Here is a 19,200-nt window from a genome sequence, read left to right on the forward strand (position 1 = left end):
ACGGCCGGGATGCGGGGATTCCTCTGGGTCATCCGAAATCCGATCGACTGCTTCGCGATGCGGATTTCGGCTTCGCTCATGCGCGTGGAGCCGTCGGCTCCCCCGCGCGGGCTCGTGACACCATCTCCGGAAGGAGGCTTCCGGAGATGGTGTCGGTCGGCGGGCGTCAGACCGTTCCGTGGACGAGGCCGTGGATGAAGCCGAGCTTGGCGATCACCGGCGGGGCCAGCACGAAGGGGTAGAGGTCGCCCTGGCCCATCGCCCGGTTGACGCTGTTCAGCGCGAAGACGAAGGGCAGCCAGGCCTTGACGATCTGCTCGATGCTCTGCGCCTCGTAGGGGTCGAAGTCGATCCGCGCCGCGAGCTCGCCGCCCGCGTCGAGCAGCGGATGGACCTGCATGCCGAAGGCGCTCGCCATCTCCAGCGTGTCGACGATGTGCAGGTAATGCGCCCAGGTCTCGGCGAAGTCCTCCCACGGATGGGTGGTGGCGTAGGCCGAGACGTAGTTCTCCTGCCAGTTGGCCGGCGTGCCCTGCTCGTAGTGGCGCTGGAGCGCCGCGTTGTAGTCCTGCGAATCGTCGCCGAACACCGCCCGGCAGGCCTCGAGCCGGCCGGCGTCGCGCACCAGGAGGTCCCAGTAATGGTGCCCGACCTCGTGGCGGAAATGGCCGAGCAGGGTGCGGTAGGGCTCGCCCATCTGGCGCCGCCGCTTCTCGCGCTCGGCGTCGTCGGCCTCGACGAGCGCGATGGTGATCACGCCGTTGTCGTGCCCGGTCATGACCTTCGGGCCCCCGTTCTCCGGCGGGTCGGCCAGGAAGTGGAAGATCAGCCCGTGCTCCGGGTCCTCGGCCCGGGTCTTCAGCGGCAGGTTCCAGCGCAGGAGGCTGTAGAACAGCCGGTGCTTGGCGAATTCCATCTCGCGCCACTTGGCGAGATGGTCCGGGTTCGAGACGTCGGGGATCGTGCCGTTGTGGCGGCAGGCGAGGCAGAACGCATCGCCCGAGCCCGGCGGCACCAGCCAGTTGCAGGCATCGTGCACCGCGTTGGCGCAGAACCGGCTCGGCCGGTCGGGCACCGCGAGCGGCGACCAATCCTCGGCCCCGGCCGGCGCGAGCGCCGAGAGCGTGCGGGTCTCCGGCAGGTAGGCGAGGCGGTGGCCGCAGCGCTGGCAGGCCCGGTTCTCGAAATACAGGATGTTGCCGCAGGACTGGCACTGGAACAGCTTCATCGGGATCTCCACCGGGTGCACCACCCGCCGCACGGTGCAACGAACGTGCTAGCGGGGCGGGGGTTGCGGTGCCGCCGCCTCTCGTTGGGCAGCCGCGCCTTCAGACACACGCGAAAAAGCGGATCCGGGAGGCAGCGGTTCGATCGATACCGGCGGGCGGCGAGTTGGAACAGATCGTGCCTGCGGGCATTCCGGGCAGGCGTCAGCGACAGGCCGGCATGCCGTTCAGCGCCCCCTGAAGATCGGCGATGATGTCGCTCGGCTCTTCCAAGCCGACACCGAGGCGCACCAAACCTGCGGGCAGACCCGACGCTGCCAGTTGCTCGGAGGTCATCATGCCCGCCCACATGGCGGCCGGATGGACGACGAGGGTCGAGAAGGAGCCGAAGCTCGCTGAACGATGGGCGTGGCACAGGCCCGCGACGACCGCCTCTCCACCTGCCAAGCCACCGCCAACCTCGAAAGACAGCACGCCGCCGAAGCCGCTCATCTGGTCCCTCGCCAGGGCGTGTTCCGGGTGCTGCGCGAGACCGGGATAGTGGACTGCGGCGACCGCGGGATGCACCGACAGATATCGTGCCACGGTGATCGCCGTCGCGTTGTGACGCTCAACGCGAAGCGGCAGCGTGCGGAGTCCCCGCAGCGCCAGCCACGCGGCAAATGGATCGAGGGTTGCGCCGAACAGGCACGCCTTGTCCGACGCAGACTTGATGCGCTCGGCCGAACCGACGAGGATCCCGGCTGACAGATCGCTGTGTCCGCCAATGTACTTGGTTGCGCTGTGCACCACCAAGTCCGCTCCCAAGCTCAGCGGCTGCTGATTGATCGGCGAGGCGATGGTGTTGTCCACCAGCGTGACGACACCGCGAGCGCGGGCGATGGCCGTGACGGCCCGCAAGTCGGTCAGCCGCATCATCGGGTTTGAGGGTGTTTCCAAAACGAGGAGACGGGTCGTGGATCGGATGGCGCTCCTGAACGCATCCGGGTCGCGCTGGTCCACGAATGTGACATCGATCCCGAGGTATGGAGCGAGGTTCCGCAGCCAGCCGACAGTGCCTCCATAGAGCACCTCCTGAGCGACGACGTGATCGCCTCGGCCAACGACATCTAGGATGGCCACCATGATCGCGGCCATGCCCGACGCCGTCGCGAGTGCGGCCTCGCCTCCTTCCAGCGCCGCGACCGCGTCCTCGAAGGCGCGGGTCGTCGGATTGCCGTAGCGGGTGTAGAAGGCCGGGTGCCGCGCCTGCGTCGCCATGGCGGCGAAGCAGCCCGGGGTCTCGGCCCAGAAGGTGGAGGTCTGGAACAAGGGCGGCGCGACGGGGTGAGAGGTCACGGGTTCCTCGACCGCGATGCGCGCGAGGAGTGTGGACGAGGCCAGGGGCAGGGACATGCGGAGCCTTGACAGCGCGGGTGAGCCGGCGAGCATCAACACCCGCCCCTCCGTCACCGTCTTGTCCGATCCTGCTGAGCGCCATCCCTCGCCCGACCGTGCCCTGTTCTGGCCCGAACGGGATGGTGTGTCGGTGATGGCCGCGCGCTTCGTCCGTCATCGCTTCCGGCCGCATACCCACGATACCTTGATGATCGGCCTGATCGAGGCCGGCACGAAAGGCTTCGCGCGTGAGCGGGCGTCCCACGTGGCTGGACCGGGCACCATCTCGGTGGTCAATCCGGGCGAGATGCATACCGGGGAAAGGCTGGCCGGGCCGGAACTGCGCTACCGCGCCCTGTACGTTCCTCTGGGCATCCTGAGCATCGCAAGCGATAAGGCCGGCCAGGCGACGAGCGAGATGTCCTTTGCGGCGGGAACCATTGATGATCCGGCGACCCATGCCGCTCTCATGCTGGCACACGATGCCATAGCGAGTGGAGAAGGGCGCCTCGCCCGAGAGTGCCTTCTGCTCGACGCGGTCGCGGGGCTGATCCACCGGCACGCAGTCCGGCCCGTGACATTGCCCCGGCCGCTCCCCATCCCTCGGGCGGTACGGCGGGCGCAGGACATCCTCCACTCCCGCTTCTCCGAGGAGTTGCCGATCGGCGAGATCGCCGCCGCGACGGGGCTGAGCGCCTTCCACCTTATGCACGCCTTTCGCCGCGCCATGGGCCTCCCGATCCATGCCTATCAGATCCAACTCCGCGTCGAGGCGGCCAAGCGCCTGCTCGACTCCGGCCTCGCACCCGCCGATGTCGCGCTGGAAGTCGGCTTCGCCGATCAGAGCCACCTGACCCGCCGGTTCAAGGACTTGGTCGGAACGTCGCCGGGTCGCTACCAGCGCGCCATGCTGACGGCTTGACGAACGCGACGACCCGTTCGGAACCTGCGAGCTGGGGTCATCCGCGATCAGGTCCGCTCCTGCTCCGCCGGACCCATGTCCCCCACGCCCTCACACTCAACCCGCGAAATCCCCTATCACCAGGGTCACAACCCGAACCGGGCCGCCAGATGCCCGCGAGACGAGGAGACGCCGATGGCGATGAACGGGGCCGAGAGCCTGGTGCGCACCCTGGTGGCGGGGGGCGTGGAGGTGTGCTTCACCAATCCGGGCACCTCGGAGATGCACTTCGTCGCCGCTCTCGACCGGGTCGAGGGGATGCGGGCGGTGCTGTGCCTGTTCGAGGGCGGGGCGACGGGGGCCGCCGACGGCTATGCCCGCATGGCCGACAAGCCGGCCTCGACGCTGCTGCATCTCGGGCCCGGCCTCGGCAACGGCATCGCCAACCTGCACAATGCGCGGCGCGCCCGCTCGCCCCTCGTCAACATCGTCGGCGAGCACGCCACCTATCACCGCACCTTCGACGCGCCGCTCACCTCCGACATCGAGGGGCTGGCCGGCCCGGTCTCGGCCTGGGTCCGCACCGGCATGAGCGCCAAGGCCGTCGCGGCGGACGGGGCCGACGCGATCGTCGCCGCCCGCACGGCGCCCGGCGGCGTCGCCACCCTGATCCTGCCCGCCGACACCGCCTGGGAGGAGGGGAGCGGGATCGCACCCCTGCCGGCGATTCCTGAGCGCCCGCGGGCGAGCGACGAGGCGATCGCCCACGCGGTCGCGGCGCTCCGCAGCGGCGAGCCGGTGCTGCTGCACCTCGGCGACCGGGCGGTGCGCGGCGAGGGACGGCGCGTCGCCGACCGCATCGCGCGCAAGACCGGCGCGAAGCTGCTCGCCATGACCTCGAACGCCCGCATCGACCGCGGCGCCGGCACGGTGCCGATCGAGCGCCTGCCCTATCCGGTCGATCCGGCCCGCGAGGTGCTGGCGCCCTACAAGCACATCATCCTCGTCGGCGCGACGCTGCCGGTGGCGTTCTTCGCCTATCCGGGCAAGCCGAGCGCGCTCGCTCCGCCGACCTGCGACGTCTTCGCCCTCGCGACCCCGGAACAGGACCAGATCGACGCCCTCGAGCGCCTCGCCGAGGCGGTCGGGGCGCCGCCCGAGGCGCCGATTCCGGCGGGCCCCCGGCCGGAACTGCCGGGAGAGGGCCGCCTCGACCAGGATTCGATCGCCCGGGTGCTCGGCGCGCTGATCCCCGAGGGGGCGGTCGTCTGCGACGAATCGGTCACGACCGGTCGCAACTTCTTCCCCGCGACGCACGCGGCGGCGCCCCACAGCTGGCTCCAGCTCAACGGCGGCTCGATCGGGCTCGGCATCCCGATGGCGACCGGCGCCGCGGTGGCCTGCCCGGACCGCAAGGTGATCTCGCTCCAGGCCGACGGCAGCGCCCTCTACACCGCCCAGGCGCTCTGGACCCAGGCGCGCGAGCGCCTCGACGTCGTGACGCTGATCTGGTCGAACCGCTCCTACGCGATCCTGCGCCACGAACTGACCAATGTCGGCGCCAATCCGGGCCGCAAGGCGATCGACATGCTGACCCTCGACGATCCGCCGATCGACTGGGTGAGCCTGTCGCGCGGCTACGGCGTCGAGGCGCGCCGGGTCGAGACCCTGGCCCAGTTCGTCGACACCCTGACGGGGGCGCTGGCGCGGCGCGGGCCGTTCCTGATCGAGGTGGCTTTGGCGTAGCGGGGTCGTCGCGATTCGCGGCGCAGCCGGCCGGCCTCAAGGGCCCGGACCGGCTCCGGATCGGACGGGTTGGGCGGCTCGAAGGTCCCGGGGCCGTCTCGGCCCATCCCTACTTTCCCGGCCTTTGAGTCCGGGAGGACACAACCCGCGGCGGCGGGAGCGGCTAGGCATGGGGACGATTCTCGGGGACTGCCCCTCCTTGGGGACATCCCCTCCTTGGGGACAGCCCTTGCCGAAAGGTTACCGCCACATGCTCCCGCGCCGCCTCGTCCTCGCCCTCCTCGCCGGGCTGCCGCTCGCGGCCTGCAACGCCCGCGGGCCCGCGACCGTCGCGGCGGTGGATCCGGACGCGGCCTGGTACATCGGCACCATGCCCGACCAGCCCTACGACGTGCCGCTGGTCGACCGCAGCCGGATGGATCCGAAGTACCGGCGCCAGACCGTCGCCTATACCGGCCTGGAGAGGCCCGGCACCGTCGTGGTCGATATCGACGAGCGGGTGCTCTACCTCGTCCAGGAGGGTGGCCAGGCGCTCCGCTACGGCGTCGGCGTCGGCAAGCTCGGCTTCTCCTGGAAGGGCACCGCCACGGTCGGCCGCAAGGGCGTCTGGCCCGATTGGGGCCCGACCGCCAAGATGGTCAGCCTCAATCCCGACCTGCCGCGCACGCGCAAGGGCGGCGTCGACAACCCGCTCGGCGCCCGGGCGCTCTACCTCTACCAAGGTGGCCGCGACATCCTGTTCCGCATCCACGGCACCAACGAGCCCTGGAGCATCGGCGAGCAGATGTCGTCGGGCTGCGTGCGGATGCTGAACGAGGACGTGGTCGATCTCTACAACCGCGTGCCGGTGGGCACGACCGTGATGGTGAAGCGCAACGGGAAGTACCGGGTCTAGGGGAAAGCGTCCGGCCGGACACGCCCTCGAACCCTCCCCCGCAGAAGGGGGAGGGCTCGATCGCGCGTCTCACAGCGGCGGGTGCATCCAGAACTGGGCGATCAGGGCCGCGCCCAGGAACGTGCCGGCATTGGCCATGAACGACACCACCACGATGCGCCAGCCGAGGCGCCGGAAGGCCGGGAAGTCCTTGGCGAGCGACAGGCCCGCGAAGGCGAGGATCGGGGTGGCGAGGGCCAGGAAGTTGATCCGGCCCGTCGCCGCCGCGATCTCGGCCGAGAACGGCGTGCCCGGATAGGTGAGCGCCATGCCGATCAGCGACACCCACACCACCGCCGGCAGCCGGCGCCCGGCCAGGCGATAGAGCACCTCGCCGACCACCACCGCGCCGACGATGATCGCGCCTCCCACGAGCACCTGGCCGTCCGGTCGCGTGCCGTAGGTGAGCCAGTTGCCGACGAGGCCGAAGGCCGCGGTGGCGAGCCAGATCAGCACGAGGGCGGGCAGGCCGAAGGCCGGGGCGGCGTGCGCCGTCGCGGCGGCCGCCGGCTCGGGCGCGGCCTCCGGCCGGCCGCGGCCGCGCCCCAGGATCGGCTCCAGCACGCCGTAGGCCCAGACCGTGAAGGGCAGCGACAGGAACAGGGTGAAGTAGGTGCCGATGGTGGTGGTGATGAGGTTGCTCGCCGCCGCGAAGGTGGCGACCTCCTTGGCCATCTCGGGGGTCTGCTGCGCCGCGATCGCGCCGGCGGCGGCCGCCATCATGCTGCCCGAGCCGACGCCGGCCCCCATGGCGAGCGCCAGCGGGTTGAAGATCCCGAGGCTCGCGACCAGCCCGGCCAGCACCGCGATGAACACCGCCCCGAACACCGTGCCGGTCAGGTACTCGGCGAGCACGCCGCGGCCTTCCGGAGAATCCATGCCGTAGCGCTCGCCGATGATGGCGAGGCTGGGCTCGCGCCCGACCGAGAAGGTGGCGCCGATCGCCTCGCGCTTGACGCCGAGCAGCAGCGCCACCGGCAGGCCGAACACCATCGTGCCGAAGAAGTGGCCGAATTCCTGGAAGGCGAGGGCCCAGCCGGCGCCCAGGATCTTCGGCAGCGAGGCGCCGACGAGGAGGCCGAGCTTGGCGACGAAGAGCAGGAGCGCCGGCTGCAGGATCGCCCCGGCGGCGACCTGCAGCGACACCGGCAGCCGCAGGGCGTGCGGCAGGCGCGGCGCGGCGAGCCCGAGGCCGCCGCCCATCAGCAGCGCCCAGAGCAGTGGCAGGAGGATGATCTTGCCGTGACCGAGCGGGATGGCGACGTTGCCGATCAATTCGGCGAGCGTCACCACCACGAGGGCGAGGAGGAACAGGACCAGGAGGCCGGCGCGGCCGGTGGTGGAGGGCGGCGCGACGGCGGGGCTGCCGGTCGCGAGGGGGGCGCTCGTCATCGGGGCGCTCGTCATGGCGAAATCTCCGGTTGCGGGGACGGTCCGGAGGGGCCGCCCCCCGGACCGGGGGAGTGTCAGGCGCCGACGCCCGGCGCGTAGCCGAACGAGGCGGCGGGGGCGGCGGCGGTCTCGACCCACACGCTCTTGACCTGCGTGTACTCGTGCAGGGCCTCGATCCCGCTGGAGCGGCCGTAGCCGCTGCGTCCCGAGCCGCCGAAGGGCGAGGCGACGTGGATGGTCTTGTAGGCGTTGATCCAGAACGTGCCGGCCCGGACCGACGCCGCCACCCGGTGGGCGCGGCCCACATCCCGAGTCCAGACCGCGCCCGCGAGCCCGAACGCCGAATCGTTGGCGATGCCGACCGCCTCCTCCTCGGTGTCGAACGGGATCACCGTCACCACCGGCCCGAAGATCTCGGTGCGGGCGCAATCCATGGCGTTGTTCGCCTGCGCGAGGATCGTCGGGCGGACGTAGTAGCCGCCCTCCTCCGGAGTGCCGTCGCTGCCGGCGGCGAGGCGCGCGCCCTGGTCGAGGCCGCCGCGGATCATCGCCATGACGTGCCGGTACTGGGTGGCGTTGTTGATCGGCCCGACCTCGGTCTGCGGGTCGAGGGGATCGCCGACGCGGATCCGCTCGGCGCCCGCCGCCAGCATGGCGACGAAGCGGTCGTGGACCGGGCGCTCGACGAGGAGCCGCGAGCCCGCGACGCAGGACTGGCCGGCCCCGGCGAAGATCGCGGCCTGTGCGCCCAGGCACGCCCGCTCCAGGTCGGCATCGGCGAAGACGATGTTGGCCGATTTGCCGCCGAGCTCGAGCACGCAGGGCTTGAGGTGGCGCGCCGCTCCTTCCGCGATCCGCGCGCCGGTCGCCGGCGAGCCGACGAAGACCACCTTCGCCACCGCGTCCTCGGCCAGCGCCGCCTGGCCGGTGGTGTGGCCGTAGCCGGCGAGCACGTTGACGACGCCCGCCGGCAGCCCGGCCCGCTCGGCGAGCGCCGCCACGGCGAGCGAGGTCAGCGGGGTCAGCTCCGAGGGCTTGAGCAGCACCGAGTTGCCAGCTGCCAACGCCGGGGCGAGCTGCCAGCCGCAGGTGAAGACCGGGGCGTTCCAGGGCGTGATCTGCAGCACCACGCCGAGGGGCTCGCGGCGGGTGTAGTTGAGGTGGCTGGTCGGGACCGGGATCACCTCGCCGTGCAGCTTGTCGGCCCAGCCGGCGTAGTACTCGAACATCTCCGCGACCTTGGTCGCCTCGACGCGGCAGTCGCGGATCGGCTTGCCGGCGTTCAGCGCCTCGAGGCGGGCGAGGCCCTCGATCTCGGCCCGGATCGCGCGGGCGATCTCCTGCATCACCCGGCCGCGGGCGGCCCCCGTCAGCGCGGCCCAGCGGGCCTGTCCGGCACGCGCCGCCCGGGCGGCCTCGGCCACCACCGCGGGGCCGGCATCCGGGTACTCGGCGAGCGGCATCCCGGTCGAGGGATCGACGAGGCGGATCGGCTCGCCGGTGCCGGGGACGATGCGGCCGTCGACCCAGGAGCCGATCGGAGTGCCGATCGGGGTGCCGATCGGGGTGCCGGTGGAGGACATCCCGGGGAAGAACGGGCGCAAGGCGGCGGCGAGCGCCTGCGGTCGTGTCTCGGTCATGGTGTTGCCTCCCGATCAGGCGAGCTGGAGCTTGACGATGGCGTTGAAGTCGGCGTCGTCCGGTGCCGTCGCGGCGCTGTCGCGCCACAGCCGGCCGACTTCGGCCGAGAGCGGCAGGTCGAGGTCGAGGGCGCCGATCAGCGCTTCGGCGAGGCGCACGTCCTTGCGCATCAGCGTCATGGTGAAGCCGGAATCGAAGGCGCCGTTGAGCACCCAGGTCGGGAAGTTGACCTGCGTGACGCCGCTGCGGCCGGAGCCCGCGTTGATCCCGGCGAGCAGGCGCTCCGGATCGACGCCGGCGTCGCGCGCCATCCGCACGGCTTCCGCCGCGGTGATCAGGTGGGCGGCGCAGAGCAGGTTGTTGGCGAGCTTGGTGACGTGGCCGGCGCCGACGCCGCCGACATGGACCCGCGTCGCGCTCATGGCCGCCAGGACCGGCTCGGCGCGGGCCACGGCCGCGTCGCTGCCGCCGATCACCATGGTCAGGGTCGCGGCATGCGCGCCCTTCGGCCCGCCGCTCACCGGCGCGTCGACGAGGGCGATGCCGGCGGGCTCCAGCGCCGCCGCGATGCGCCGGGTGACGTCCGGATGCGAGGTCGAGGTATCGATGACGAGGAGATCGGCCTTCCCATCGGGGCCGGACTTGGCGCCGTGGAGCGGCCCGTCCGACCCGAGCAGGACCGCCTCGACGACGTCCGGCGTCGGCAGCGACAGCACGACGGCCTCGCAGGCTTGCCACAGGGCGCGCGGGCCCTCGGCCACCGCGACGCCGTCCGCCGCCGAGGCCGCGCGGGCGGCGGGCGCGGGATCGTAGCCGATGACCGCGAAGCCGCGCCGCCGCAGAGAGAGGGCCATGCCCCGGCCCATGTTGCCGAGGCCGATGACGCCGATCGTGCGCATGGTCTGATGTCTCCCGATGGCTGCCGGGATCGTGGCCGCGGCGCCTCCTGGGATCGGGAGAGTGGGTCACTCCGCCGTTGAGCGGAACGGCGCTGGCCGGTATTTTGCGTTGACTTGCCGGCAACGCACCTGGCGAGCGGGCTTCTGCCCGGTTGGAGGAACGACCCGATGCAGAGCCTCGACGAGCGCTGCCTGCGCTACCTGGCGGAGGCGGTCGGCTGCGGCTCGGTCCGCGCGGCGGCCGACAAGCTCAACGTCAACGCCTCGGCGGTGAGCCGCCAGCTCGCCCAGATGGAGGTTCAGCTCGCCACGCCCCTGATCGAGCGCCACCGCCGCGGCGTGCGCGCGACCCCGGCCGGCTCGCTCCTCCTCGACTATTACCGGCGCCAGACCTCCGACCGCGAGGACATCCTGGCCAAGCTCACCGACCTGAAGGGCCTGCGCCGCGGCCATATCGACGTGGTGCTCGGCGAGGGCTTCGTCGGCGACCTGATGTCGGGCCTGCTCCAGGGCTTCTGGGCCCGCCACCCCGACCTGACCATGACCCTCGACCTCGCGGCGACCAACGACGTGGTGCGCCGGGTCGTCGAGGACGAGGCGCATCTCGGCCTCGTCTACAACCCGCCGCCGGAGCCGCGCCTGCGCACCCACCTGGCGACGCCGCAGCCGATCCGCCTGCTGGTGCGGACCGACCATCCCCTCGCCGATCATCCCGGCCCGGTCCGCCTCGCCGATCTCGCCGGCCACCGCCTCGGCACCATGCACCCGGCCTACGGCATCCGGCAGATCATCGCGGCGGCGGAGCGGGCCGAGGGCGTGCGGCTCGACCCGACCCTGATCACCGGCTCGATCGGCGTGCTCAAGCAGTTCGCCGCCTCCGGCACCGGCGTGACCCTGCTGCCGGCCTTCTGCGCCGCGCAGGAGATCGCCGAGGGGATTCTGGTGGCGCGGCCGCTCGCCGATCCGGGCCTCGACGGCGTCGAGGCCCGGATCGTCACTCGGCTCGGCCGCCAGCTCTCGCCGGCGGCGGCCAAGCTGCTGCAGCACCTGGCGCGCGGGATGGCGGGGGAGGGGCGGGGGCGGGTGGTGTGAGACGTCTCGTGAGCGGATCGAGATCCCGTCCGGCTTGGAGGTGTCGCGTCTCTCCCATCCATCGCCTCATCCCGAGGTGCGACCGTCAGGGAGCCTCGAAGGAGGGTTTCAGGTATCGCCGTGCCTTCTGGAGGCTCGTTTGAGGTCAGTCGATTTTCAATCGACTGACACCTCAGGATGAGGTTGGAGGGTGAGACATCCTGCACTGTCGATCGAACGGGCTTTTACTTGGAATCGTGATCTTCGGGCTCCGCTGCCCGGGTCCGGAACGACCAAAGGGGTGCTCATTCGAGGTGGTTCGACGCGGCTTGCCCGCCCATCCCCGCATCGAACGCCGCCCGGAAACCCGGCAGCGCCAGTTCGTGCAGCAGGTCGCGCAGCAGGCCCGCCCGCTCCAGCCCGAACGCCGCCTCGAACCGCGCCTGCGCCTCCCGCCACAGCGGAGTCGCCTGCTTCAGCTTGGCGATGCCCGCATCCGTCAGCGCGATGCGCCGCGCCCGGCGGTCCCGGGGATCGGGCACCACGCTGACGTAGCCGTCGCGGGTCAGGGGCTTCAAGGTGTGGGCCAGCCCCGAGAGGTCCATCACCATCGCCTCGGCCAGCTCGCCCATGGTCGGGCTGCCGAGGCCGCGGATCGTCGCGAGCAGGCCGAACTGCGTCGTGCGCAGGCCGCTCGGCGCCATCGCCTCGTCGTAGAGCTGCCCGACGCTGCGCGTCGCCCGGCGCAGGGCCGCGTTGCTGCAACGGGTCGGTTGGATCGTCACGCCCACCTCCGCGCCCCGCCGCGGCGGGGATCCGGTCCAGGATATGCAGACTTGCTCCGCCCTCCGCAATGCGACCGCCCGGTCCGCGAGGCCGGGCAGGGGGACGAAGGATAGAGACGAAGGATCGGCGGGGGCCGGGGGTGGAGACGCCGCGCCCGCCTCCTCTATATGCCTCGCCCGGGCACTCCCTCGATCCGTCGGGGGCGGCGCGGCCCCTTGGACGGATGGGAGAGGGATGACGCAAGACGGGCAGGCCCCGGACCTCGCCGCGGAGAACGAGCGGTTGCGCGCCGCGCTGGCGGCGGCGGAGCGCGCGCGGGCGGCGGCCGAAGCCGAGGCCGAGGCGGCGCGGGCCGCGCTCGCCGCTTTCTCGGACGGCTGGGCCTCGCCCGGTCTCGGCGGCCCCTTCGTCGATCCGCGCCTGCGCACCGCGTTCAGCATCGAGACCGTCGGGGCGATCGTCTTCGACATTGCGGGTCCTTCAACAGGCCGGGTGCGCGAGGCCAACGACACCTTCCTGGCGATGAGCGGCTACGACCGCGACGACCTGGATCGCGGCCTCCTCACGGGCGCCACCCTGGTGCCGGCGGAATGGCAGGCCACCTCCCGGCGCGTCATCGCCGAATTGCAGGCGCAAGGGCGCTCCGACCCGACCGAGCGCGAGTACCTGCGCAAGGACGGCTCGCGCTTCTGGGGCCTGTGCGCGGCGACCCGCCTCGAGGACGGCACCGGTTTCGAGTTCATCGTCGACATCACCGGAAGGCGTCAGGCCGAGGAGGCGCTGCGGCGCAGCGAGGCGCGCTACCGCACGCTGTTCGAGGCGATCGACGCGGGCTTCTGCGTCGTCGCGCTCCGCTTCTCCGACGAGGGCCGGGCCGAGGACTACCGTTTCCTCGAGGTGAACCCCGCCTTTGGCCGCCACACCGGACTCGACGCCGCGGCGGGGCGCTGGATGCGCGAGCTCAGCCCCGACCACGAGCAGCACTGGTTCGACCTCTACGGACGGGTGGCGCTGACCGGCGAGCCGGTGCGCTTCGTCCAGCCGGCCCGGTCGCGGGGCGAGCGCTGGTACGAGGTCCACGCCTTCCGGGTCGATCCGCCGGAGACCCGGCACGTCGCGATCCTGTTCAACGACATCACCGCGCAACGCCGGCTCGAGGAGGCCCTGCGCGGCCTCAACGAGACCCTGGAGCGCCAGGTCGCGGCCCGCACCGCCGAGCGCGACCGGATCTGGCAGGTGAGCCGCGACATGCTCGGCGTCGCCGATGCCGACGGCGTCTGGCGCAGCATCAACCCGGCCTGGACCACGACGCTGGGCTGGCAGCCCGACGAGGTGGTCGGGCGCAGCTCCGCCTGGCTGGAGCATCCGGACGACCAGGACCGGACCCGGGACGAGATCCGGCGCCTCGGCTCCGGCGAGCCGACCCTGTCGTTCGAGAACCGCTTTCGCACCCGGGACGGCGGCTACCGCACCCTGTCGTGGCGAGCGGTGCCGTTCGAGGGCAACCTCTACTGCGTCGCCCGCGACGTCACCGAGCAGCGCGAGCGGGCGCAGCGCCTGGTCCAGGCCGAGGAGGCCCTGCGCCAGTCGCAGAAGATGGAGGCGGTGGGCCAGCTCACCGGCGGCGTCGCGCACGACTTCAACAACCTGCTCACCATCATCCGCTCCTCCGTCGACTTCCTGCGCCGGCCGGAACTGCCGGAGGCGCGCAAGGTGCGCTACCTCGACGCCGTGTCCGACACGGTGGACCGCGCCGCCAAGCTCACCGGCCAGCTCCTCGCCTTCGCCCGCCGCCAGGCGCTGGCGCCGGAGGTGTTCGACGTCGTCGCCCGCCTCCAGGGCGTGGCCGACATGCTCGACACGGTGACGGGCGCGCGCATCCGCGTGGTGACGGAGGGGCCCGATCGGCCGTGCTTCGTGCGCGCCGACCTCAGCCAGTTCGAGACCGCGCTGATCAACATGGCGGTCAACGCCCGCGACGCGATGGAGGGCGAGGGGACCCTGACCCTCTCGGTCGCCTGCGGCGCGGGCAAGCCCGAGATCCGCGGCCACGCCGCCGCCCGGGGCCCGTTCGCGGCGATCTCGCTCACCGACACCGGCACCGGCATGGTTCCGGCGGTGATCGACAAGATCTTCGAGCCGTTCTTCACCACGAAGGAGGTCGGCAAGGGCACGGGCCTCGGGCTGTCCCAGGTCTTCGGCTTCGCCAAGCAGTCGGGCGGCGACGTCGACGTGACGAGCCGGGTGGGCCAGGGCTCGACCTTCGTCCTCTACCTGCCGGAAGTGGCAGCGCCCGCCGACCCAGGCCAGGCGCCGCCGGCCGACGAGGGCATGGCCCCGGCCCGGGCCGGCCAGCGGGTTCTGCTCGTCGAGGACAATGTCGGCGTCGGCCGCTTCGCGGCGCAGATCCTCGACGACCTCGGCTACGTCACCACCTGGGTCACCAACGCCGAGGCCGCCCTCGACGTGCTCGGGCAGGATGCCGGCTACGACGCGGTGTTCTCCGACGTGGTGATGCCCGGCATGGGCGGCATCGAGCTCGCCAAGGCCTTGCGCCAGCGCCATCCCGGCCTGCCGGTGCTGCTCACCTCCGGCTACAGCCACGTCCTGGCCCAGGAGGGCTCGCACGGCGTCCCGCTCCTGCACAAGCCGTACTCGGCCGAGCAGCTCTCGCGGATGCTGGCGAGCGCGATCGGGCAACGGCGGTCCGAGGCCGCGCCGGGCGGCTGAGCCGTCAGACGCGCCCGGCGAAGCTGCGCCGGTAGGCCGCCGGGCTGGTGCCGAGCCGCGTCCGGAAATGGTGGCGCAAGGCCGCCGGATTGCGAAACCCGCTCGCCTCGGCGACCTCCGCGAGCGACACGGCGCCCGGCCGCTCCAGCATCTCCCGGGCGACGCGCAGCCGCTCGGCGATGATCCACTCCCCCGGCGGCAGGCCGGTCGCCGCGATGAAGCGGCGCTGGAAGGTGCGCAGGCTCATCCCGGCGAGGCGGGCCATCGCGGCGAGCGGTCTTTCCTCGTGGAGGCCGGCCCGCATCGCCTCGATCGCCGGCCCGAGGCGGGCGGCCTCGTGGGCGCGCAGCACCGGCGCCTCGATGAACTGGGCCTGCCCGCCCTCGCGGTGCGGCGGCACCACGAGGCGGCGCGCGACCGTGGTTGCGAGGTCCGGCCCGAAATCGCCGCGCACGACGTGGAGGCAGAGATCGATGCCGGCGGCGCTGCCGGCGGCGGTCAGGATCCGGCCCTCGTCGACGTAGAGCACGCCCGGATCGAGGGCGATGGCGGGGTGGCGCGCCCGGATCGCGTCCGCGTAGCGCCAGTGGGTCGTGGCCCGGCAGCCGTCGAGGAGCCCGGTCGCCGCCAGGACCGCGAGCCCCGAGCACAGTGACATCAGCCGGGCGCCGCGGGCATGGGCCCGCGTCAGCGCCCGCACGAGGTCCGGCGGCACGGGTGCGTCGATCGCCCGCCAGCCCGGCACGACGACGAGGTCCGCCTCCTCCAGCACCGCGAGCCCGCCCTCGACCGCCACCGTGAGGCCGCCGGCGGCGCGCAGCGGCCCGGGCTCCGCCGCGCAGACCGCGTAGCGGTACCAGCCGGGCCCGGCTTCCGGCCGCGGCAGCCCGAACACCTCGCTGGCGACGCCGAACTCGAAGGTGCACAGGCCGTCATAGGCCAGCACCGCGACGCGCGGGCCGGAGGTGTGACTCGGAAAAGCTGGGCTGTTTGGCACGATCTCGACGCAGAACGGCAGGCGGCCCGGTCTCGGGCGGCGGGACGAGGCCGCAGGATAGGCCGGCTCGACGCGCCGCTCAAACGGCGCCGCCGACCCGCCAGGAAGCCGACCCCGCCATGCCGAACCCCGCCATGCCGAACCCTGCCATGCCGAACCCTGCCATGCCGAACCCCGTCACCGCGATCCCGCCCGCCCCCGCCGCCGAGGTCGCGGCGCATTACGCCCGCCGCCTCGCCCGCGAGACCGATTGCGCCGACGTGTACGCCGCCTTCGCGCAGGCGGATCACGCGACGGGAGACCCCGGCTTCGTGCTCCTCGACGTGCGCGGGCCGGCCCTCTACGCGACGGGCCACGTCCCCGGCGCCCTCAACCTGCCGCGGGGCAAGATGACCCCCCGGCGCATGGCCGAGTGGCCGGCCGGTACGGTGTTCGTGGTCTATTGCGCCGGTCCCCACTGCAACGGCGCCGACAAGGCCGCCCTGCATCTCGCCGGGCTCGGGTTGCCGGTGAAGGTGATGATCGGGGGGATCACCGGATGGGTGGATGAGGGGTTCGGGTTGGCGGAGGGGTGAAGCCTCCAGGCCGAATCTGTTGGCTCCGACCGCGTCGACGCCAATCCCGTCATTCCGGGGCCGCGAAGCGGAGCCCGGAATGACGATGGAGGGATTCAGGTCTGCCGGATCTCTCGGGTGCTTCGTCGCACCATCGCGCAGAGACGGGCCGGATACCTCCGGCCCGTCCCGTCCGTCACACCGCCGCGAAAGCCCGCAGCACCGCCTCCGCCGCCTCGCGGGTCGTGGCCGTGCCCTTGAGGTCGCGGGTGCGAGAGGCGGGTTCGCGCAAGGCCGTCTCGATCGCCGCCACGATGGCGTTCGCAGCCTCCACCTCGCCGAGGTGTTCGAGCATCATCGCGGCGGTCCAGATCTGGCCGACCGGGTTGGCGATGCCCCGGCCCGCGATGTCCGGCGCCGAGCCGTGGACGGGCTCGAACAGCGAGGGGAAGCGGCCCTCCGGGTTGATGTTGGCCGACGGCGCGATGCCGATCGTGCCGGTGCAGGCGGGGCCGAGATCCGACAGGATGTCGCCGAAGAGGTTCGAGCCCACCACCACGTCGAACCGGTCGGGGTTCAGCACGAAATGGGCCGTCAGGATGTCGATGTGGTACTTGTCGTAGGCCACGTCCGGGTAGCGCTCGCCCATCGCCTCGACCCGCTGGTCCCAGTACGGCATCGTGATGGCGATGCCGTTCGACTTGGTGGCCGAGGTCAGGTGCTTCTTGTCCCGCGATTGCGCGAGGTCGAAGGCGAATTTCAGGATCCGGTCGACGCCGTGACGGCTCATCACCGTCTCCTGGATCACGATCTCCCGCTCGGTGCCCGGATACATCGTGCCGCCGACCGACGAGTACTCGCCCTCGGTGTTCTCGCGCACGACGTAGAAGTCGATGTCGCCGGGCTCGCGGCCGGCGAGCGGGCAGGGCACGCCCGGCATCAGCCGGACGGGGCGCAGGTTGACGTACTGGTCGAACTCGCGCCGGAATTGCAGCAGCGAGCCCCAGAGCGAGACGTGGTCCGGCACGGTGGCCGGCCAGCCGACGGCGCCGAAGAAGATCGCGTCGGTGGGAGTCAGGATCTCCTTCCAGTTCGCCGGCAGCATCGTGCCGTGCTCGGCGTAGTAGTCGCAGGAGCCGAAGGCGTGGTGCTGCAGGTCGAGGCGGAAGCCGAACGTCTCCGCGGCGGCTTCCAGGATGCGGACGCCCTCCGGCACCACCTCCTTGCCGATGCCGTCGCCGGGGATGACCGCGATGCGGTAGTGGCGGGACTTGGTCGTCATGTCCGAAAACCCTCTCACGCCAGCGCGGCGCGCACGTCGGCGATGGCGAGGACGTCGTTCAGCGTCCGCTCGAAGCGGGCGAGCAGGGTGTCGATGTCCTCGTCCGTGCAGCAGAGCGGCGGCGCGAAGCCGACGATGTCGTCCGCGAAGGCGCGGAAGATCACGCCGTTCCTGTAGCCGAACCGGGCGAGGTGGCCGGAGATGCCGAGGTCCGGCGAGGGCTTCGTGCGCTTGGCCTTGTTCGTGACGAGCTCGACGCCGGCGAGCAGGCCCCGCACCCGCACGTCGCCGACGAGGGGGTGGTCGGAGAGCCGCCTGAGGCCCGCGGTGAAGCGCTCGCCGGCGCGCCGGCCGTTCTCCAGGATGCCGCCCTCGGTGTAGAGCCGCAGGACTTCCAGGCCGACCGCGGCGCTGACCGGATGCGCCGAGTAGGTGAAGCCGTGGCCGATCGGCTTAGCCTCAGGCGCCCCGTCCGCGATGGCGCGGTAGATCCGGTCCGACATCAGCACCGCGCCCATCGGGCTGTAGCCCGAGGTCAGGCCCTTGGCGGTGGTCATCAGGTCCGGCACCACGCCGTCATGCTCGCAGCCGAAGAGCGGGCCGGTGCGGCCGAAGCCGGTGATGACCTCGTCGGCGACGAACAGGATGTCGAGCTCGCGGGCGGTCTCCCGCATCGCCTTCAGCCAGCCGTCCGGCGGCACGATCACGCCGCCCGAGCCCTGGATCGGCTCGGCGAAGAACGCCGAGACGTTGTCGGCCCCGAGTGCCTCGACCTTGGCCTTCAGCGCCGCCACCGAGGCGGCGATCACCACCGCGTCGTCGTCGCCGGCCGGGTTGCGGTAGGGATAGGGCGAGGGGATGTGGTGCTGGAGCTGGGTCGGCGCGTCGAAGCCGTCGTGGAAGGCGGGGATCGCGGTCAGCCCGGCGCCGACGGTCGAGGAGCCGTGATAGCCCCGCTCCAGGGCGATCATGTGCTTCTTCGTCGGCCGGCCGGTGACGTTGTAGTAGTAGCGGATGAACCGCACCGCCGAATCGACCGCGTCCGAACCGCCCAGCGTGAAATAGACGTGGTTGAGGTCGCCCGGCGCCAGCTCGGCGAGGCGGGCGGCGAGCCGGATCGCCGGCTCGCTCGAGAAGTGGAAGTAGCCGGTGGCGTAGGGCAGCCGCCGCATCTGCTCGGCCGCGACCTCGACGATCGACTCGTGGCCGTAGCCGACATTGACGCACCAGAGGCCCGAGAACCCGTCGAGCAGGGTGTGGCCCTCGGCGTCGGTGAGCGTCGCGCCCTTCGCCGATTGCAGCACCGTGGCGCCGCGCGCCTCGTGGCCCTTCCACGAGATCACCGGGTGGATGAGGTGGTCGCGGTCGAGCTCGATCAGGGAATTGGGGCGCATGGCTTTGAGGGCTCCGGGCGGCGGGTCTGCAGGATGCCGGGGGTCGGGCGGGATTTTTTGCCGAGATCGGGGGGCGATGCCGCGTGGGGTGCGGTTTGGAGGGGGTGGGGCGGCAGAATCGGCGGGGCGATGGATCGAGCGAACAGGCCGGGCGTGTGATGCGCGGATGACCGTAAGGGTCGCGGGTCTTCCCCTCTCCCCGCGGGCGGGGAGAGGGCCGGGTCACCGTCCAGGGGACACGGCGAGCGCAGGCGCAGCCGGAGCGAGGGT

General features: G+C 72.0%; 15 protein-coding genes. 6 read left to right on the forward strand and 9 right to left on the reverse strand.

The window, feature by feature from the left end; genetic code table 11:
- Nucleotides 1-166 precede the first annotated feature (166 nt).
- A complete protein-coding gene (locus DK419_RS03690) occupies nucleotides 167-1,228 on the reverse strand; it encodes a zinc-binding metallopeptidase family protein (RefSeq protein ID WP_109957896.1) in 1,062 nt (353 codons plus the stop codon).
- Nucleotides 1,229-1,430: 202 nt separating this feature from the next.
- Nucleotides 1,431-2,621, reverse strand: a complete 1,191-nt coding sequence (locus DK419_RS03695; protein WP_109957897.1) for a trans-sulfuration enzyme family protein — start codon at nucleotides 2,619-2,621, stop codon at nucleotides 1,431-1,433.
- Here DK419_RS03695 and DK419_RS03700 point away from each other — a divergent pair.
- From DK419_RS03700 to DK419_RS03710, 3 genes are all read left to right on the forward strand, one after another.
- Nucleotides 2,620-3,525, forward strand: coding sequence for an AraC family transcriptional regulator (locus DK419_RS03700; protein WP_162561136.1), 906 nt, complete (start codon nucleotides 2,620-2,622; stop codon nucleotides 3,523-3,525). The genes DK419_RS03695 and DK419_RS03700 overlap by 2 nt on opposite strands.
- Before the next feature lie 174 nt (nucleotides 3,526-3,699).
- Entirely contained in the window at nucleotides 3,700-5,250 is a 1,551-nt protein-coding gene (locus DK419_RS03705; protein ID WP_109957899.1) for an acetolactate synthase large subunit, read from the forward strand.
- Nucleotides 5,251-5,500: 250 nt separating this feature from the next.
- Complete coding sequence (locus DK419_RS03710) at nucleotides 5,501-6,145, forward strand: L,D-transpeptidase (protein ID WP_109957900.1); 645 nt, start codon at nucleotides 5,501-5,503, stop codon at nucleotides 6,143-6,145.
- Between the two features lie 69 nt (nucleotides 6,146-6,214).
- Here the strand turns inward: DK419_RS03710 and DK419_RS03715 are convergent, their stop codons facing one another.
- Genes DK419_RS03715 through DK419_RS03725 form a run of 3 tightly spaced genes read right to left on the reverse strand, consistent with a single transcriptional unit; the run spans nucleotide 6,215 to nucleotide 10,116 of the window.
- Nucleotides 6,215-7,591, reverse strand: coding sequence for a DUF3100 domain-containing protein (locus DK419_RS03715; RefSeq protein WP_245442818.1), 1,377 nt, complete (start codon nucleotides 7,589-7,591; stop codon nucleotides 6,215-6,217).
- 59 nt (nucleotides 7,592-7,650) lie between these two features.
- Nucleotides 7,651-9,216 (reverse strand): aldehyde dehydrogenase family protein, encoded by a 1,566-nt coding sequence (locus tag DK419_RS03720; RefSeq protein WP_109957901.1) that lies wholly within the window; start codon nucleotides 9,214-9,216, stop codon nucleotides 7,651-7,653.
- 15 nt (nucleotides 9,217-9,231) lie between these two features.
- Nucleotides 9,232-10,116 (reverse strand): NAD(P)-dependent oxidoreductase, encoded by an 885-nt coding sequence (locus DK419_RS03725; RefSeq protein WP_109957902.1) that lies wholly within the window; start codon nucleotides 10,114-10,116, stop codon nucleotides 9,232-9,234.
- A gap of 168 nt (nucleotides 10,117-10,284) precedes the next feature.
- Between DK419_RS03725 and DK419_RS03730 the strand changes: the two genes are divergently transcribed.
- Nucleotides 10,285-11,208 carry a LysR family transcriptional regulator gene (locus DK419_RS03730; RefSeq protein WP_109957903.1) on the forward strand — a complete coding sequence of 308 codons (924 nt, stop codon included), beginning with the start codon at nucleotides 10,285-10,287 and terminating at the stop codon, nucleotides 11,206-11,208.
- Nucleotides 11,209-11,492: 284 nt separating this feature from the next.
- Here DK419_RS03730 and DK419_RS03735 read toward each other — a convergent pair whose 3' ends face one another.
- Nucleotides 11,493-11,972 carry a MarR family winged helix-turn-helix transcriptional regulator gene (locus DK419_RS03735; RefSeq protein ID WP_245442819.1) on the reverse strand — a complete coding sequence of 160 codons (480 nt, stop codon included), beginning with the start codon at nucleotides 11,970-11,972 and terminating at the stop codon, nucleotides 11,493-11,495.
- Nucleotides 11,973-12,207: 235 nt separating this feature from the next.
- Between DK419_RS03735 and DK419_RS03740 the strand changes: the two genes are divergently transcribed.
- The gene (locus tag DK419_RS03740) at nucleotides 12,208-14,703 is read left to right on the forward strand and encodes a PAS domain S-box protein (RefSeq protein WP_162561137.1); all 2,496 of its coding nucleotides are present in this window, start codon (nucleotides 12,208-12,210) and stop codon (nucleotides 14,701-14,703) included.
- A 4-nt stretch (nucleotides 14,704-14,707) separates the two neighbouring features.
- Here the strand turns inward: DK419_RS03740 and ftrA are convergent, their stop codons facing one another.
- Nucleotides 14,708-15,721: a transcriptional regulator FtrA gene (gene ftrA, locus DK419_RS03745; protein ID WP_109957905.1), complete on the reverse strand. Its 1,014-nt coding sequence runs from the start codon at nucleotides 15,719-15,721 to the stop codon at nucleotides 14,708-14,710.
- 143 nt (nucleotides 15,722-15,864) lie between these two features.
- Here ftrA and DK419_RS03750 point away from each other — a divergent pair, with 143 nt between their 5' ends.
- On the forward strand, nucleotides 15,865-16,275 hold the full coding sequence (locus DK419_RS03750) for a rhodanese-like domain-containing protein (protein ID WP_109957906.1): 411 nt from the start codon (nucleotides 15,865-15,867) through the stop codon (nucleotides 16,273-16,275).
- 175 nt (nucleotides 16,276-16,450) lie between these two features.
- On the opposite strand, the gene DK419_RS03755 is transcribed toward DK419_RS03750, so the two are convergent.
- Together DK419_RS03755 and DK419_RS03760 are read right to left on the reverse strand one after the other, a co-directional pair.
- Nucleotides 16,451-17,536 carry a tartrate dehydrogenase gene (locus DK419_RS03755; RefSeq protein WP_109957907.1) on the reverse strand — a complete coding sequence of 362 codons (1,086 nt, stop codon included), beginning with the start codon at nucleotides 17,534-17,536 and terminating at the stop codon, nucleotides 16,451-16,453.
- A gap of 14 nt (nucleotides 17,537-17,550) precedes the next feature.
- Nucleotides 17,551-18,930: an aspartate aminotransferase family protein gene (locus tag DK419_RS03760; protein WP_109957908.1), complete on the reverse strand. Its 1,380-nt coding sequence runs from the start codon at nucleotides 18,928-18,930 to the stop codon at nucleotides 17,551-17,553.
- Nucleotides 18,931-19,200: the final 270 nt, after the last annotated feature.

It is taken from the genome of Methylobacterium terrae (assembly GCF_003173755.1).
Lineage (GTDB): Bacteria > Pseudomonadota > Alphaproteobacteria > Rhizobiales > Beijerinckiaceae > Methylobacterium > Methylobacterium terrae.